The following is a 15,624-nucleotide window of genomic DNA, read 5'->3' on the forward strand; positions in this document are numbered from 1 at the left end:
CCGTGCGCGGCTTCACTACCGCTTCTCCATGTCCTCCTGAAACCCTCGGCTCACTTCCATCACACCGCCGCTCCCCGGCTCCGGGTAGGGTCCAAGGGCCCCGTCGACCGGCCGACCGGCCCATGCCCACGAAGCCGTTCGGCCTCGTGTCAACGGCGCACCAGGATCTTGAGGGCACCGGTGGTGGTGCCCTGGGCGAACGCCTCGTAGGCGTCCTCGGTCCGGTCGAGGGGGAAGGTGTCGGTCACCAGTCCGGAGACGGGCAGGTCGCCGCAACGCACGAGCCCCAGCAGCCACGGCGTGGAGGACGTGTCGACCTGGCCGGTGCTGATGGTCACGTTCTTGCGCCAGAGGGATTCGAGGTGCAGCGTCGCCGGCCCGCCGTGCACACCGATGATGGCGATGTGTCCCCCGGTGCGGACCACACGGGTGCTCAGGACGAAGCCGTCCGGTTCGCCGGACGCCTCGATGACGACGTCGGCCCCGGGGCCCTCTGACAGGTCGGCGATCATCGTCCCGGGCAGTTCCGTGGCGTCGATCCCGAGTCGGGCCGCCGTTTCGAGCCGTGCGGCGGAGAGGTCCACCAGAACGACCCGACGGGGCGAGTAGAGCCGTGCGACGAAGCCCGAAGCGAGTCCGACGGGCCCCGCGCCCACCACGACGACGGTGTCCCCCGGGCTCACATGGCCGTTCCGAACACCGACCTCGTAGGCGGCCGGCAGGAGCTCGCAGAGCAGGACCGCTTCTTCGAGCGGGACGTTGTGCGGCCGAAGGTGGGCGGAGTGGTCGGCGAAGGGCACGCGTACCAGCTCGGCCTGCGTCCCGTGAATCTCGTTGCCCAGAAGCCACCCACCGCCCGACGTGCACTGTCCGAACACGGCGTCACGGCATTCCCGGCAGCGGCCGCACGCCGACACGGCCGACACGATCACCTGGTTGCCGGGGCGCAGGTGATGCACGCCGGGGCCCGCCTCCAGGACCTCGCCGACGGCCTCATGGCCGAGCACCGTGCCCGGTTTGACCCCCGGGAACTCACCCCTCAGGATCCGCAGGTCGGTGCCGCAGATGGTGGTGGCGTCGACGCGGACGATCGCGTCGGTCGCGTCCTCGATCACGGGGTCCGCGACGGTGTCCCAGGAGTTCTGTCCCGGTCCGTGGTAGACCAGCGCTCGCACGGTGCTCACTTCCTCGCTCCCCTGGTTCCACGGTCGCTCCGGCTCGGCTCCGAGGCAACCGGGTCGGTGGCCTCACCTCGGAACCCGCCGGGGGTCAGGGGCGGCGGACGGAACGCGGCCGGGGCGGGGTGATCACATCTCTAGTCCGGCTCCATGTAGGGCCGGCGGAAGACCGGCGCCTGACCCGTGCCCCACGGCCTTACGGTGGCCAGGGCTCGGGAGGCTGCGGATTCCAGGGGCCCGCTGGTGTCGATGGTGACGGCTTCGGGCCAGGCAGGTTCCGTTGCCGCCATGACGGCGGCCACGTCGGGGCCGGCGTCCGACGGCCCGGTGGCGCGCGCTCTCAGACGCATCGCCGAGACCTCGTCCGGCACTTTGCAGTACAGGGCCACCAGGTCGGCGCTGGTGCGCTCGGCCACCTTCTGTGCCGCCGCGCGCAGCTCCGTTGAGGTCCAGGTGGCGTCCAGGACCACGGACTCGCCGGACGACAGCAGGACGGCGGCGCGGTCGAGCAGGGCGGCGTAGGTCCGGGCCGTCCACTCGGGTGTGTAGAGACCTTCGCCGTAGGCGGCCGCCGCCGACTCCTCGGGCGGAATGCCCGCCAGTTCCTTGCGGAGGCGGTCGCTGCTGAGGAGGGTGGCCTCCATCCGGTCGGCCAGGGCTCCGGAGAGCGTGGACTTCCCGCTGCCCGGCAGCCCGCCGACGAGTGTCAGTCCGACGGCGGCGGTGCGCAGATGGCGCAGGGTCGTGGAGACCAGATGCCGAGACGCGGACTCGGCACCCGGCGTGCCCTGCTCCGCCTGGATGAGCGTCACCTTGGCGCGGACGAACGCGCGGTAGGCGACGTAGTGGTGCCACAGTGACGGGGGCGCGGGGTCTCCGGAGTACTCTCCGTAGCACGCCAGGAAGTGGGCCGCAGCCTGTGGCGCGCCGAGCTGTTCGAGGTCCATGGCGAGGAACGCGGCGTCGTCGAGACCGTCGACGTACCGCAGGTGGTCGTCGAACTCGAGACAGTCCAGGACACGGGGGCCGTCGTCGAGGCAGAAGACGTCCTCGGCGAGCAGGTCGCCGTGGCCGTCCACCACCCGCCCCTGCGCGATGCGGGAGGCGAACAACCGCTCGCGCCCGGCGAGATAGCCGCGTACCAGCCGTTCGACCTCGGGCACCCCCTCGGGCACGGCGCCTTCCCCGCCGCCCGACGCGCGGACCTGCGCGAAGCTCGCCTCCCACCGGGCCGCCAGCGCGTCCCGCCTGCCCTGGTCGTCCACATCCCGGCCTCGGGGTGCCTCCGCGTGCCAGGCGGCGAGCCGCCGCGCCACGGCGCGCAGCACGTCGTCCAGCGGCGCACCCGATCGCACGAGCCGGGACAGGCGTCGGTCCGCCGGCATCCGGCGCATCACCACGAGCGGCTCGCTCCCGTCGGCGTCAGGAGTCGAGACCTCACCCAGGCCCAGGTACACATCGGGCGCGAAACGGCGGTTGAGGGCGATCTCGCGTTCACACGCCGCCCTGCGTGCCGACCGTGTCGTGTAGTCGAGGAACCCGAGGTCCACGGGCTTCTTGACCTTGTAGGCGCGGTCGCCGGCGAAGAAGACGATGGCGCTGTGGGTCTCGCACACCTCCGCCCGGGGCGGCGGGCCCGCGGAACGACCGGCGTCAGTCATGGGGTACGACGGCCACGGGGCACCGACCGTGATGCAGGGCGGCGTGGGCGACCGGGCCCAGGTGCGGTGCGATTCCGTGACGGTGCGTCCGCCGGCCGACGACCAGCAGGGTGGCGCCCTCGGCGGCCTGAAGGACGGCCTTGCCCGGGCTCATCAGGCGGATGCTCTCGGACACCTGCACCTGTGGGTACTTCGCGTGCAACGGGCGGAGCACCTTCGTCAGCTCCTGCTGCGCCTCCCTGGTCATCGTCTCGGAGACCTCGTGATCCGCGCCCCAGGGCATGCGCGCGTGGAGCGGCAGGCTGCGGCCGTGGACGGCCAGCAGTGGAACCTCCCGGGCCGCCGCCGTGCGGAACGCGAAATCGAGCAACTCCTGACCGGAGCCGTGCAGTTTCAGCGCCACCACCACGCGCCTTGAGGACGTGGAGCGCACTTCTTCCTCCGCCGGCTCCGCGCGGACCAGCACGACGGGCCGGTCGGCCCGTGCTACGACCGGCATGCTGACGTCGCCCAGGAAATAGCTTTCGACGGCCTCCATCCCCCTGGAGCCGAGCACGAGCATCTCGGACTCGGAGGCCGCCTTGAGCAGGGCGTCCTGGGCGTCCTCGGGGACCAGATTGCCGATGACGGTCAGACCGGGGTGGCGTGCCCGCAGTTCCGCCTGTGCGGTGTGCACCAGACGCCTGGCCCAGTAGTTCTGGTCGACTTCGGCGGCGGCATGGGCCGGTTCCGGAGCCAGCATCGGCCAGGCGTGCAGCAAGCGCAGGCCGAGTCTGCGCTTCTCGGCCTCCTCGGCGGCCCAGCGGGCGGCGGCAAGGCTCTCGGGTGAGCCGTCGAGGCCCACGGTGAGCTACGAGGCTGAGTAGGCGGGTGGATGACGTGCGGCAGGTCATGCGACGCGGACGAATCCGGTGGCGAGCCTGCTACGGAGGCCGGCGATGAGGCGGCATGCCGTGCACGGCGAGTTCCCTCCTTCGAGAAGTACCTCATTCCCCTCCGCCGCGCATGTCGACCGAAGTCCGCGGCGTCGACGGCCTCGCGACGGCTTCCCTCCGCGTGGACGGGTGTGCTCCGCAGGTCCGGGCGTCGAGGCGGGTGCCGCAGGAAGCCGGCCTCGTCCTGGTCCGCACCATGTGCAGCGTCCTCGCTTCGGCGCACGCCACGCCGCCGTGGGCCGAAAACCGGTCCACCAGGGACCTTCGGCCTATGACCGGGGTCCACGGGTGCCCGAAACTGAGAGCAGCAGTGCGGGAAAGCGACCAGCCAACCGCTGGAGGCAGGCCCATGAACCCTCAAGGCTCGCCGTACACGTCCGGTCCGCCCTCGCCGCGCGACGAACACGCGAGCAAGAGGACGAATCCGCTCAGGCGCACCTCCGACGTGTTCGAGTGGTGGTTCCGGCGTCTTCTGCTGGTCGTTGTCGCCGTCGGACTGCCGTTGGCGGCATACGGCGCGGGCATGACCGCGTACGGGGCGTCGATGAGCACGGCTCGTGCCCAGGCGGCGCAGCGACACCAGATCACCGCCCGGCTGGCCGAGGACGTGGAGCGCAACACCTACGGGGCGAAGCAGTGGGCACAGGCCCGCTGGACCGGTGCCGGCGGAGTCGTACAGACGGCGGTCGTGCAGGTGAAGCCGGGGACGAGCAAGGGCACCGCCGTACGCGTGTGGGTGGACCGGAACGGAACCGTCACCGGCCCGCCCGCGAGCGCGCTCAACGCGAGGACCACGGGTTGGGCGGTGGGCGGCGCGGTGGCGTTCGGCTTGGCCATCGGGGGCTACGAGGTCTGGGCGGGCACGCGCATGCTGCTTGACCGGCACAGGTCCAGGCAGTGGGGCATCGAATGGGAGCGGGCGGAGCCGCTGTGGTCAGCGCGATTCCGCCGGTGACCCGACGCGGGCCGAGGAGGTGGCACTCATGACGGACGCGACGACCACAGATCTGTACGAAGTGACCATGGCGCGGTCCTACGTGCGGGAGGGCATGACCGCCCCGGCCACGTTCAGCCTGTTCGTCCGTGACCTGCCTCCCGGGCGCGGATTCCTGGTGGCGGCCGGACTGGATTCCGCTCTGGACCACTTGTCAGGCTTCCACGTCGGCCCCGAAGACGTCCACGCCTTCGCATCAGCGTTGCGCCGGCCGCCCCCCGACCTGATGCCGTTGCTGGGCCTGGAGTTCACCGGGCGGGTGCGTGCGGTGCCCGGGGGCCGGGTCGTCCTCGCGGGCGAGCCCCTGCTGGAGGTGACGGCGTCCCTTCCCCAGGCGCAATTGGTCGAGACATACGTGCTCAACGTGCTGAGCCATCAGACGGCGATCGCCTCGAAGGCCGCGCGCTGTGTCCTCGCCGCGGACGGACGCCCGGTGGTGGACTTCTCCCTGCGGCGCGCCCACGGCCCGCAGGCCGGGTTCCAGGCGGCCCGTCTCGGCGCACTGACCGGTTTCGCCGGGACCAGCAACGTGGCCGCGGCCACCGCCCTCGGTGTACCCGCCGTCGGCACCATGGCCCACTCCTACGTGGAGGCGTTCCCTTCCGAGGACCGGGCGTTCCGCGCCTTCGCCCGCTCCCACTCCGGCCCCGTGACCCTGCTGGTGGACACCTACGACACCGAGGCGGGTGTCCGCGTCGCGGCGCGCGTCCTGCGCGACCTGGACCGCGGACCCGGCTGCGCCGTTCGACTGGACAGCGGCGACCTCGGAGACCTCGCCGCACGCGCCCGGACGATTCTCGACCGGGCCGGACTGCGGGACGTGCGGATCGTCGCCAGCGGTGGCCTCGACGAGTACGCCGTGGACGACCTGGTGCGCTCCGGGGCACCGATCGACACGTACGCCGTCGGCACGCGGGTGGGAGTGTCGGCCGACGCCCCCTACCTGGACTCCGCCTACAAGATGGTGGAGTACGACGGCCGCCCGGTGATGAAGCTGTCGTCGGCGAAGGTCACGGCACCCGGTCCCAAGCAAGTGTTCCGCCGCCCCGGCTACGCGGACGTGATCGCTCTCGCCGGCGAGCGTCCGCCCGACGGCGGCACCGCACTGCTGGAGACGGTGATGGAGAACGGCCGACGCGTCGTCGGACGGCCCACGCTGGAGGAGTGCCGGGCCAGATGCGCCGCGGACCTGGCCTCGCTGCCCGCCGCGGCGCGCCGGATCCGGGCGCCGGTCGCACCTCGCGCCACGGCCTCGGAGCGGTTGCGGGCGCTCACCGCCCGCGTCCGGCACGACATCGAGGATCGGCTCGTCTCGCGGCAGCCGGTACCCATGTGAGGAGGAAGGTCATGTCGCACACGTCGGAATGGAAATGCCGTCTCCACCTCTTCGAGGACGACGGAATCACGAAGGCACGTCTGGTGCTGGACACCGGCACCACGGAACTCACCGGTCACGGAACCGCGCGCTGCGGTCCCGGGGACGCGGACGTACCCGAGATCGGTGACGAGTTGGCTGCCGGCCGAGCGCTGAACGACCTCGCCCGGCAGTTGCTGCGGATCGCCGAGCGCGACATCGAGGATGTTGGCGCGGCGCGGCCCGACACCGGCGAGATCGCTGCATGGTCCCTGTGAACCGCGACCCGTCTCAGAGGGACGGACACAGGGCGCTGAACCCGGATTCCCGAGCGAGACACAGCACCGACTCCTGGAGAGGGCGGCCACCATGCAAGCTCACCTCGGCGACCAGCTCGTCATTGAAAGCACGAGGTCCGGCGCGGCCCGGCGCGACGGGGAGATCGTGGGACTTCATCACGCGGACGGAACACCGCCGTACGACGTGCGCTGGTCCGACACGGACGAGGTGGCACTCGTGTTCCCCGGACCCGACGCGCACGTCCGTCACCTGGAGCACGGGCGGCCGGAGCGGATTCACGGGCCTGCCCCCTCCGAGACGGTCGCCGCGAAGGCCGCAGCCCCGAACGGACCGGCAGCCGGACCCGGTGACATCGGCAGACGTGTGGCCTTCGAACGCCGCAGACAAGGACTCGGGCTGGAGGAGACCGCCCGCCAGGCACGGATGTCGCCCGGCTATCTGTCCTACATCGAGGAACACCCCGCCGACCCGAGCGTGGCGGCTCTGATCAGGCTGGCCGACGTGCTGAACACGACCGCGACCGCACTGCGCGGAGGAGGAGTGGACCTGCCACCGGGCCAGGGCCGGGCACTGCTGCACCCACACTTTCAGGACCTCGGTCCTGACGAGTGCCGCGCCCTGCTCTCCACTCACGGCGTGGGACGCATCGCGGTGACGGCGCACGACGGCCGCCCGGCTGTCGTCCCGGTCAACTACGAGGTCGTCGACGACACGATCACGTTCAGGACCGCTCCCGACTCGCTGCCCGCCGCGGCCGTCGGAACGGAGGTCGCCTTCGAGGTCGACCACGTGGACGACGCGCTGAGCCAGGGCTGGAGCGTGCTCGCCGTCGGCCCGGCGAACGTGACCACGGACCCGGCCGCCGTGCGCGAGCTCACCGAGCGTGCCCACACCACGCCGTGGCCGGGCGGTGAACGGGGGCTGTGGGTGTCGATCCGGCCCACGAGCCTGACCGGCCGCAGGATCACCGCGGGAGACCATTGAGTACCCCGCCCACGGACCGCCGCACCGCCGCGGAGCGTGACCTGGGCGCCGACAACGCCCTCCACGGCGCGTACGGGCCCGGACCGCGTACCACCGCGACACGGCCGCGGAGGGACGACCGATGTCGCGACGGCCCGCGGGCGGTGCGACGGTTTTCACAGGGGGGAACCTCGGCACCCGGACGGGAAGGCGGTGGCGGCGATGGAACTCCCGCTGGTCGTAGGCGTCGACGGATCGGAGTCCAGTCTGCTGGCGGTCGACTGGGCGGTGGACGAAGCAGCCCGGCACGGCCTGAGGTTGCGGCTGGTGCACGGCTCTCGGTGGGAGCGCTACGAGCGAGCGCTGCCGCCGTTCACGACCGGCCGTCCCGCCGGGGAGGTGATGGGACGGAACATCCTCGCCGCCTGTGCCGAACGCGCCAGGCTCCGGGACCCGGCTGTGAAAGTGTCCGAGGAGATGCGGTCCGACGGCGCCGTGTCCGCACTGCTGTACGCGGCGCCCGAGGCCTACGCCGTGGTCGTGGGGGAACGCGGGCGTGGCGAGCTGTCCGGGCTGCTCCTGGGATCGGTCAGTCTGGCGGTGGCGGCGCGCGCGGTGTGTCCGGTGGTCGTGGTCCGGGGAGCGCGACCCGACGGACGGGGACCCCACGGCCGCGTCGTGGTCGGTGTCGGCCACGCGGCCGAGCAGGCGGGTGCCGTCGAGTTCGCGGCCCGCGAGGCAGAGGCACGCGGCTGGGACCTGATCGCCGTACGGGCGTGGCGGCGCCCGGCCGACGACCGCGGCGACGGTCCCGGCGTCCGGGACGAGCCCTCCCCCGCGCGCGACGCCCGGGCGTCGCTCGAACTGGGCGACGCATTGCGCGAGACCGTGCGGAACCACCCCCGCCTCTCCGTCCAGCGCCACATCGTGGAGGGCCCGGCCCATCGCGTCCTGCTCGACGCGGCCGCCGACGCCGGTCTGGTCGTCGTCGGAGCCGCACGCCGGCACGGCCGGTTCGGCCTGCAGCTCGGCAGGGCCGCCCACGTCCTGTTGCACCACTCCGCCTGCCCCGTCGCCGTCGTTCCCCAGCGAGTCTGAGACCGCTTCATGACCCGGTCCCACTGACCGAGAAGAGAGCGCGGAATGTCGGAGTGGACGTGGGAGTGGAAGGGCTACGACCCCGCGGGCGAGGGGTTGCGCGAATCGCTGTGCACGCTCGGCAACGGCTACTTCGCCACGCGCGGGGCGGTGCCCGAGTGCAGGGCGGGGCTGGTGCACTGCCCGGGTACCTATGTGGCCGGGTGCTACAACCGCCTGGAGTCGACGGTGGCGGGGCAGCGGGTGGTGAACGAGGACCTGGTCAACCTCCCGAACTGGCTTCCCCTGCGCTTCCGTGTGCGCCGGTCCGGGGGACCGTGGGGAACCTGGTTCGTCCCGGACACGCACTCGGTCCTGGACCACCGGCACGCCCTGGATCTGCGCCATGCCACGCTCGCCCGCACCCTGCGGTACCGGGCGGACGGGTGCGGCGTTCTCGCCGTCGAGCAGACCCGTCTGGTGCACATGGGAGACCCCCACCTGGCGGCGCTGCGGACCGTCTTCACGGGCGAGGACGGGTCGGGCGAGATCGAGATCGAGTCCGGTCTGGACGGCGATGTCATCAACGGCAACGTGCACCGCTACCGTGCCCTCGAACGAAGCCAGTTGACCGGTGTTCGCACCGGGTCCCGGGAACCTCACACCATCTGGCTGAACTGCCGCACCAGCTCCTCCGGGATCCAGATCGCCATGGCGGCGCGTACCGAGGTCACGGGCTCCTCCCCCATCACGTCCGTGTTCCACCCGGCCCGCCGCCGGGCCGTCCACCGTCTGGTCGTCGCGCTCGTCCCCGGCCGGCCCGTGACCGTGGACAAGACCGTGGCTCTGCACACCTCGCGCGACACGGCGATCGCCGACCCGCTCGGCGCCGCGATCGACCGGGTGACCTCGGTGGCGGGCTTCGCGGACCTGCTGGACTCCCACTCGGCCGCCTGGGAACGACTGTGGCGGCGCGCGGAGATCCAGGTGCCCGGCAGGGCCGGCCGTATCCTGCGGCTCCACCTCTTCCATCTCCTCCAGACCCTCTCCCCGCACACCGCCGACCTCGATGTGGGCGTCCCGGCCCGGGGTTTGCACGGTGAGGCGTACCGCGGCCACGTCTTCTGGGACGAGTTGTTCGTCCTGCCCTACCTCAATCTCCACTTCCCCGAGGTGTCCCGGGCGCTGCTGGACTACCGGTACCGGCGCCTGCCGCGGGCCTGCCGGTCAGCCGCGGAAGCCGGGCGAGCGGGGGCCATGTATCCGTGGCAGAGCGGAAGCGACGGCCATGAGGAGACCCAGGAACGGCATCTGAACCCCCGTTCGGGACGCTGGCTGCCCGACCACTCCAGGCTCCAGCACCACGTGGGTTCGGCGATCGCGTACAACGTCTGGCAGTACTGCGAGGCCACCGGCGACACGGAGTACCTGTACACCAAGGGTGCCGAGATGATCCTGCAGATCGCCCGGTTCTGGACGGCGCTCGCGGCCTACGATCCGAACTCGGGCCGCTACCGCATCCGGGGCGTGATGGGTCCGGACGAGTACCACGACGCCTACCCCGGCGCCGCCCGGCCGGGACTGGACGACAACGCCTACACGAACGTGACCGCCTCATGGGTCCTCGTCCGCGCCCTGGACGTCCTGCGGCTCCTGCCCGCCTGGCGCCGGGAGGAACTGTGTGACCGCATCCGGCTGGCCCCCGGGGAACCGGCGCGCTGGGACGACGTGTCCCGACGGTTGCTGGTCCCCTTCCACCAAGGTGTCATCAGCCAGTTCGAGGGGTACGGCGATCTCGCCGAGCTGGACTGGGACACCTACCGCTCCCGGTACGGAAGCATCCGCCGGCTGGACCGGATACTGGAGGCCGAGGGCGACGCGGTCAATCGCTATCAGGCGTCCAAGCAGGCGGATGTCCTCATGCTCGGTCATCTGTTCTCGCCCGCCGAACTCAGGCAGCTCTTCGCGCGCCTCGGCTACCGCGTCGACGACGACGTCTGGCGTGGGACGGTCGACCACTATCTCCGGCGCACCAGTCACGGCTCCACGCTCAGCGGGCTCGTGCACGGGCTGGTACTGGCCAGAGCTCGTCGGGCCGAAGCCTGGCAGTACGTCCAGGAGGCCCTGGAGTCCGACGTCGCCGACATCCAGGGAGGGACGACCGGCGAGGGCGTCCATCTCGGGGCGATGGCCGGAACCCTCGATCTGGTCCAGCGCGGACTGACCGGGCTCGAGACGCGTGAGGACGCCCTGTGGCTGGACCCGGTGCCCCTGCCGGCTCTCTCCGAGTACGGGTTCGCGCTGCGCTACCGCGGTCACTGGGGGGTGGGCGTGCGGCGTCGACGCGGACAGCTGGAGATCCACGTTCCGCAGTCCGAGGAGTCACCGCTGCGCGTGGTGCTGGCGGACCGGGCCGTGACCGTCTCCCCCGGCGAGACCTGTACGCTCGTACTGCCGGACGGCTGAGGTGCGGAGAAGCCACCGTGGGAGTGTCACGGAAGGAACTCGGGCCGGCTGCCCGGTCAGCTCTCGGAACGATGGGACCCGCCATGAGGGACCACGGCCACGGGACAGTGCGCATGGTGCAGCACGGCGTGGACGACGTGTCCCAGGGGCGCCCCGGGGGCATGCGTGGGGCGACGGGCTCCGACCACGAGCAGATCGGCGTGTGCGGAAGCGTCGACGAGAGCTCCGGCCGGGGAGTGGGCCCGGACCAGATCACTGGTCACTGTCAGGCCCGGAAACTCGTCCCGGACGGGCGCAGCAAGGCGGTTGGCATAGCTGGCCTGCTCCTGCGCGACCTCGGTGAGGTCACCGAGCATCGGAACCATGCTCCCCGCGTACTGGTAATAGGCGTACGTGCTCAGCACGCTCACGGAAGCCTTGTGCCGGACCGCGGTCCGTGCCGCGAAGCGCAGCACACCGAGGTCCCGTTCGTCGCGTACCGCGACAAGGACGACGCCTGTGGCGACGTGATCGCGCTCGCCGCGCACCACGACCACGGGCCCCGTCGCGTAGGCAGCGACGCAGAGCCCGACCGATCCGACCAGAAGGGCGGAGAACCCACCCGCCCCGCGGCTGCCCACCACGACCAGGCCGTCGTCGCCCGCCGCTTCGAGCAGCGCCTGCCCGGCGGCCTCACGGCTGACGACGGGGACGACGCGTATGCCGGGGGCCTCTGTTTCCGCGATCGCGACGGCGCTCTTCACGGCGGCCGAACCGGCGTCTAGCGCTCGCTGGACCACGGACTCGGAGGGCACGTCCGCGGCCAGCGTGTCCAGCGCGGTGGCACACACGATGTGCAGAGGTGCGTCCCTGCACGCGGCCTCGCGAGCGGCCCACCGCACGGCCGCTGCGGCACCCTCGGATCCATCCGCCCCCACGACGACGGGTCCGTGCACGGTAAGCATGATCCCTCCAAGGTTCGAGGTCGTTCCACGGTGACACCACGTTCGCGAACCCGGGTAGTGGCCGTTCGTCCCGAGGACCGGGCCGAACGGCCCTGAGGGAGCACGGTCGCCCAGGCAGGGAGGTCGTCGCCGCCGGTCCTGTCGGCGTCACTCGGCACGGGATGACGGGTCCCGGCGCGCAAGAGGGTCGACCGGGCCCGTGGTGAGGACCAATGGCCCCTGCCGGACCGACGCTTCGAGGATCTTTCATGGAGTCGTCGGCGGCGAGATCGCCGTACGCGGCTCCTCGCGCACAGGGCACGCGACACCGGGATCGCCGGAACCGTCATCCCGACGGCGGCCTTTCCTCCGGCCCGCACCGTCGTCAGCGGTGGCGGGACGAGGAGCCGTACGAAGGGAAGCACCGTGAACGCACAACCTTTCGACACGAACACCGTCACGGCACTCGTGGCGGACGCCATTGCGGCGCCCTCGCTGCACAACACCCAGCCCTGGGTCTTCCGCTACTCGCGGGACACAGCCGTCCTCGGGCTCTTCGCCGACCTGGAGCGGGCGCTGCCGCGCACGGATCCCGAGAACCGAGGCCTGCTCATGGGCTGCGGTGCCGCGCTGTTCAATCTGCGCGTGGCCGCCGCGGCGGCCGGGCTCACGCCGCGGGTACTGCTGCTGCCCGATCCCGCCTCCGCGGAGCTCCTGGCCGAAGTGCACCTGTCCGGCACCGGGCCCCCCGGTGGCACGCTCGCGCCGCTGGCCCCCTGGATCCGCCGTCGGCACTCCAGCCGCTTTCCCTTCCGCGACGAGGAGATACCCGTCGCCACGCGAGACCGTCTGTCCGAGGCGGCTCGCCTCGAAGGCGCGGAACTGTTCTTCCCCGACCCCTGGCATGTGCGGTCGATCCTCGACCTGATCCGGGACGCCGACGACTCGGAGGCACTCGATCCCGGAGTACAGGCGGAGACGGTTCGCTGGACTCGGACCGAGCCGTCGACCGTCACCCCGGCGGCGGACGGCATCCCGGGTGAGGCGTTCGGTCCGCGCCAGCGCGGCACGTCCGCCCCCGTGCGCGATTTCGCCGTCGGTCGTCCGATGCCCGGACGCGACAGCGCGGCCTTCGAGCGGAAGCCGAACATCGCTCTGCTCGGGACGGCCCGTGACGAGCCCATGGACTGGGTGCGCGCGGGTCAGGCACTGGAGCGGATCCTGCTCCAGGCCACCGCGGACGGGCTGTCGGCCTCCATGACATCCCAGCCGCTGGAGTGGCAGGACATCCGGTGGGCCGTTCGCGACCCGGTCTCCACCATGGCGAACGTCCAGATGGTGATCCGGCTCGGCTATGGCCCCGCCGGCGAGGCGAGCCCACGGCGGCCGGTGGCCGACGTGCTCGAGATTCTGTGACGCCTTGACACGCCTTCACCCTCGCCGAGGAGCCGTCGTATGAAGATCTCGGACGTGATGACCGCTTACCCGGTGTGCGTGACACCTGACGCCACTCTGGCCGAGGTGGCCGGACAGATGACAGAACGCTCCGTCGGATCGGTTCTCGTGGTGGAGGACGGAGTGTTGCACGGCATAGTCACCGACCGCGATCTCGCCGTGCGCGCCGTGGGCGGAGGCCTGAGCCCGGGCGACGGGGTGGACACGGTCATGTCGCATCCCGCCGTCACGGTCGACGCCGACGACGACCTCCAGGTGGCCTACCGGACCTTCCGCCGGACAGGTGTCCGCCGTCTCCCCGTCCTGGACGCGAGCCGGGTGGTGGGCGTCCTGACGATGGACGACCTGCTTCTGGACGTCTTCCGACGACTCACCGACCTGCTCGGCCCCGTCGCCTGGACCATCCTGCAGGAACCACCGAAGCCGCCTTCGCGGGCCGGGTCCCGCTCGTGAGCCGCACCGCCGCGCGGTCCGCGACCGCTCCGGGTTTCGCCTCCTTCACTGCCCGATGCCTGAACGCGTATACCGTCAAGCCCCCGCGTCCTCCCGCGTGTTCGCCTGTCCCCCCGGCAGCGGAACCCGCCACGAGACCTTTGCGCCCCCCGTGCGGCAGGTACCGAGCTCCAGCAGCCCACCGAGTTGTTCGGCCCGTTCCGCCATGTTGCGCAGCCCGCTGCGGCGGCCGTCCGCCCTCAGCCCCGTCCCGTTGTCCGAGACCCTCAGACATACCTCGCGGCCGTCGCTGGCGAGTTCCACGTCGGCCCGCCCGGCATGCGCATGCCGGGCGATGTTGGCCAGAGCCTCGACGAGCACGGCCACGACGTGCACGGCGACCTCGGGCGGAACGTCGGTGTCAAGCAGGCCTTCCATACGGACGCTGGGTGCGAAGCCCAGTTCCGACGTGGCCTCGTCGGCCACCCTGATGACTTGCGCCCGCAGTCCGCTGCCGCGGGAGTCCTCGTCGCGGACACGGAGGCCGAAGATGGCCGATCTGATGATCTTGATCGTCTCGTCGAGATCGTCCACGGCCCTCATCACCCTCTCGGATGCCTCCGGCTGGGTGATGAACTGGCCCGCGCTCTGGAGCGTCATCCCGGTGGCGAACAGGCGCTGGATGGCCAGATCATGCAGATCTCGGGCGATTCGGTCACGATCCTGGAGCACGGCGATCCGCTCGGCGTCCTGCCGTCGCTCGGCGAGCTCCATCGCGATGGCCGCCTGCGCGGCGAACGCCTGCAGCATCGAGGTCTCGCCGTCGGCGAAGACTTGGCCGTCGGCCTCACGGGCCAGGAGGACCACGCCTCTCATGTCGGCCGTGCCGGTACCAATGGGGACGGCCACCGCCGGACCGAGCCCTTCGAAACGCGGAGGCTCGGGAGAGATACGCTCGTCGTGGGCGACGTCGTCGCTCTTGACCGGAGCGGAATGGGAGAAGGCCAGTCCCATCAACGTCTTCTCCAGCGGCAGCACCAGTCCCCGGTGCGCCTGCGCGTCCACGCCCACGGCGATCTCCACACTGAGGGACCCGCTGCCCGCCACGGGGGTCGCCACCGCCGCCAGAGCCGAGCAGGAGATGTCCCGGGCATGCTCGGCGATCAGGTTCAGCGTATCGGTACGCCCACTGCCGGACATCAGGCTGTGGCTGATCTCGGCGTTCGCCTTCGTCCAACGCTCACGCATCCGCGAGTTCTCGTAGAGGCGGGCGTTGTCGATCGCGACCCCGGCCGCCACGGCCAGCATGGCCAGCAAGGCCTCGTCCTCCTCGTCGAACTGCTCCCCACCGCGCTTCTCGGTCAGATAGAGAGTGCCGAAGACTTGGCCCCGTACCCGGATCGGGACGCCGACGAAGCTGTTCATCCGAGGGTGGCCGGCTGGGAAGCCGTAGGCGGCGGGGTGCTCGGAGAGCTTCCGCAGACGCAGGGGTTCCGGGTGGCGGATCAACTCGCCCAGAATCCCGTGGCCGTCGGGCAGCGATCCGATGTCCGTGACCTGACGATCGCCGACACCGACCACGTGGAACGCCGACAGGGACACGCCGTCGGCTCCGACAACTCCGAGCGCGGCGTACTCCGCGTCCACCAGGGTGGCCGCCGCCTCTACGACGGCGCGCAGAACGCGGTCGAGGTCCAGCTCCGCACCGACGACGAGCATCGCGCTCAGCAGGTTGTGCACTCGGTCGGGCTTTTCACGGACGGTGCTGAGGCGGGCTTGGAGCTCATCCAGCAGATCTTCGAGCTCCACATGCGGCAGCACGTCGCTGAACTCGCCCGGGGTCTGATGCATGCCGCCTCCGATCTGTCGGCACGCCCCGGCCGGGG

13 protein-coding genes are annotated in these 15,624 nt (G+C 71.3%); 8 read left to right on the forward strand and 5 right to left on the reverse strand.

Annotated elements, in window-relative coordinates; translation table 11 throughout:
- Positions 1–149 precede the first annotated feature (149 nt).
- The 3 genes from ACFYYF_RS33640 to ACFYYF_RS33650 all read right to left on the reverse strand — a co-directional run bounded on the left by ACFYYF_RS33640 (position 150) and on the right by ACFYYF_RS33650 (position 3,683).
- Positions 150–1,175: an alcohol dehydrogenase catalytic domain-containing protein gene (locus ACFYYF_RS33640; RefSeq protein ID WP_388781480.1), complete on the reverse strand. Its 1,026-nt coding sequence runs from the start codon at positions 1,173–1,175 to the stop codon at positions 150–152.
- Positions 1,176–1,315: 140 nt separating this feature from the next.
- A complete protein-coding gene (locus ACFYYF_RS33645) occupies positions 1,316–2,839 on the reverse strand; it encodes an AAA family ATPase (protein ID WP_388781347.1) in 1,524 nt (507 codons plus the stop codon).
- Complete coding sequence (locus ACFYYF_RS33650; protein ID WP_388781350.1) at positions 2,832–3,683, reverse strand: universal stress protein; 852 nt, start codon at positions 3,681–3,683, stop codon at positions 2,832–2,834. The genes ACFYYF_RS33645 and ACFYYF_RS33650 overlap by 8 nt, the downstream gene beginning before the upstream one ends.
- Before the next feature lie 440 nt (positions 3,684–4,123).
- Here ACFYYF_RS33650 and ACFYYF_RS33655 point away from each other — a divergent pair, with 440 nt between their 5' ends.
- The 6 genes from ACFYYF_RS33655 (at position 4,124) to ACFYYF_RS33680 (ending at position 10,928) form a co-directional block, all read left to right on the forward strand.
- The gene (locus tag ACFYYF_RS33655; RefSeq protein WP_388781354.1) at positions 4,124–4,729 is read left to right on the forward strand and encodes a hypothetical protein; all 606 of its coding nucleotides are present in this window, start codon (positions 4,124–4,126) and stop codon (positions 4,727–4,729) included.
- 28 nt (positions 4,730–4,757) lie between these two features.
- Positions 4,758–6,104 carry a nicotinate phosphoribosyltransferase gene (locus tag ACFYYF_RS33660; protein ID WP_388781357.1) on the forward strand — a complete coding sequence of 449 codons (1,347 nt, stop codon included), beginning with the start codon at positions 4,758–4,760 and terminating at the stop codon, positions 6,102–6,104.
- A gap of 11 nt (positions 6,105–6,115) precedes the next feature.
- On the forward strand, positions 6,116–6,400 hold the full coding sequence (locus tag ACFYYF_RS33665) for a DUF1876 domain-containing protein (protein WP_388781359.1): 285 nt from the start codon (positions 6,116–6,118) through the stop codon (positions 6,398–6,400).
- 91 nt (positions 6,401–6,491) lie between these two features.
- Positions 6,492–7,406: a DUF1918 domain-containing protein gene (locus ACFYYF_RS33670; protein ID WP_388781362.1), complete on the forward strand. Its 915-nt coding sequence runs from the start codon at positions 6,492–6,494 to the stop codon at positions 7,404–7,406.
- 201 nt (positions 7,407–7,607) lie between these two features.
- Complete coding sequence (locus ACFYYF_RS33675) at positions 7,608–8,483, forward strand: universal stress protein (protein WP_388781365.1); 876 nt, start codon at positions 7,608–7,610, stop codon at positions 8,481–8,483.
- A gap of 45 nt (positions 8,484–8,528) precedes the next feature.
- A complete protein-coding gene (locus ACFYYF_RS33680) occupies positions 8,529–10,928 on the forward strand; it encodes a glycoside hydrolase family 65 protein (RefSeq protein ID WP_388781369.1) in 2,400 nt (799 codons plus the stop codon).
- Between the two features lie 56 nt (positions 10,929–10,984).
- On the opposite strand, the gene ACFYYF_RS33685 is transcribed toward ACFYYF_RS33680, so the two are convergent.
- Positions 10,985–11,872 carry a universal stress protein gene (locus ACFYYF_RS33685; protein WP_388781372.1) on the reverse strand — a complete coding sequence of 296 codons (888 nt, stop codon included), beginning with the start codon at positions 11,870–11,872 and terminating at the stop codon, positions 10,985–10,987.
- Positions 11,873–12,277: 405 nt separating this feature from the next.
- On the opposite strand from ACFYYF_RS33685, the gene ACFYYF_RS33690 reads away from it, so the two are divergent.
- Positions 12,278–13,267 (forward strand): Acg family FMN-binding oxidoreductase, encoded by a 990-nt coding sequence (locus ACFYYF_RS33690; protein ID WP_388781375.1) that lies wholly within the window; start codon positions 12,278–12,280, stop codon positions 13,265–13,267.
- A gap of 39 nt (positions 13,268–13,306) precedes the next feature.
- Complete coding sequence (locus ACFYYF_RS33695; protein ID WP_388781379.1) at positions 13,307–13,759, forward strand: CBS domain-containing protein; 453 nt, start codon at positions 13,307–13,309, stop codon at positions 13,757–13,759.
- Positions 13,760–13,834: 75 nt separating this feature from the next.
- Here the strand turns inward: ACFYYF_RS33695 and ACFYYF_RS33700 are convergent, their stop codons facing one another.
- On the reverse strand, positions 13,835–15,589 hold the full coding sequence (locus ACFYYF_RS33700; RefSeq protein ID WP_388781382.1) for a GAF domain-containing protein: 1,755 nt from the start codon (positions 15,587–15,589) through the stop codon (positions 13,835–13,837).
- Positions 15,590–15,624: the final 35 nt, after the last annotated feature.

Source organism: Streptomyces sp. NPDC001914 (assembly GCF_042891215.1).
Lineage (GTDB): Bacteria > Actinomycetota > Actinomycetes > Streptomycetales > Streptomycetaceae > Streptomyces.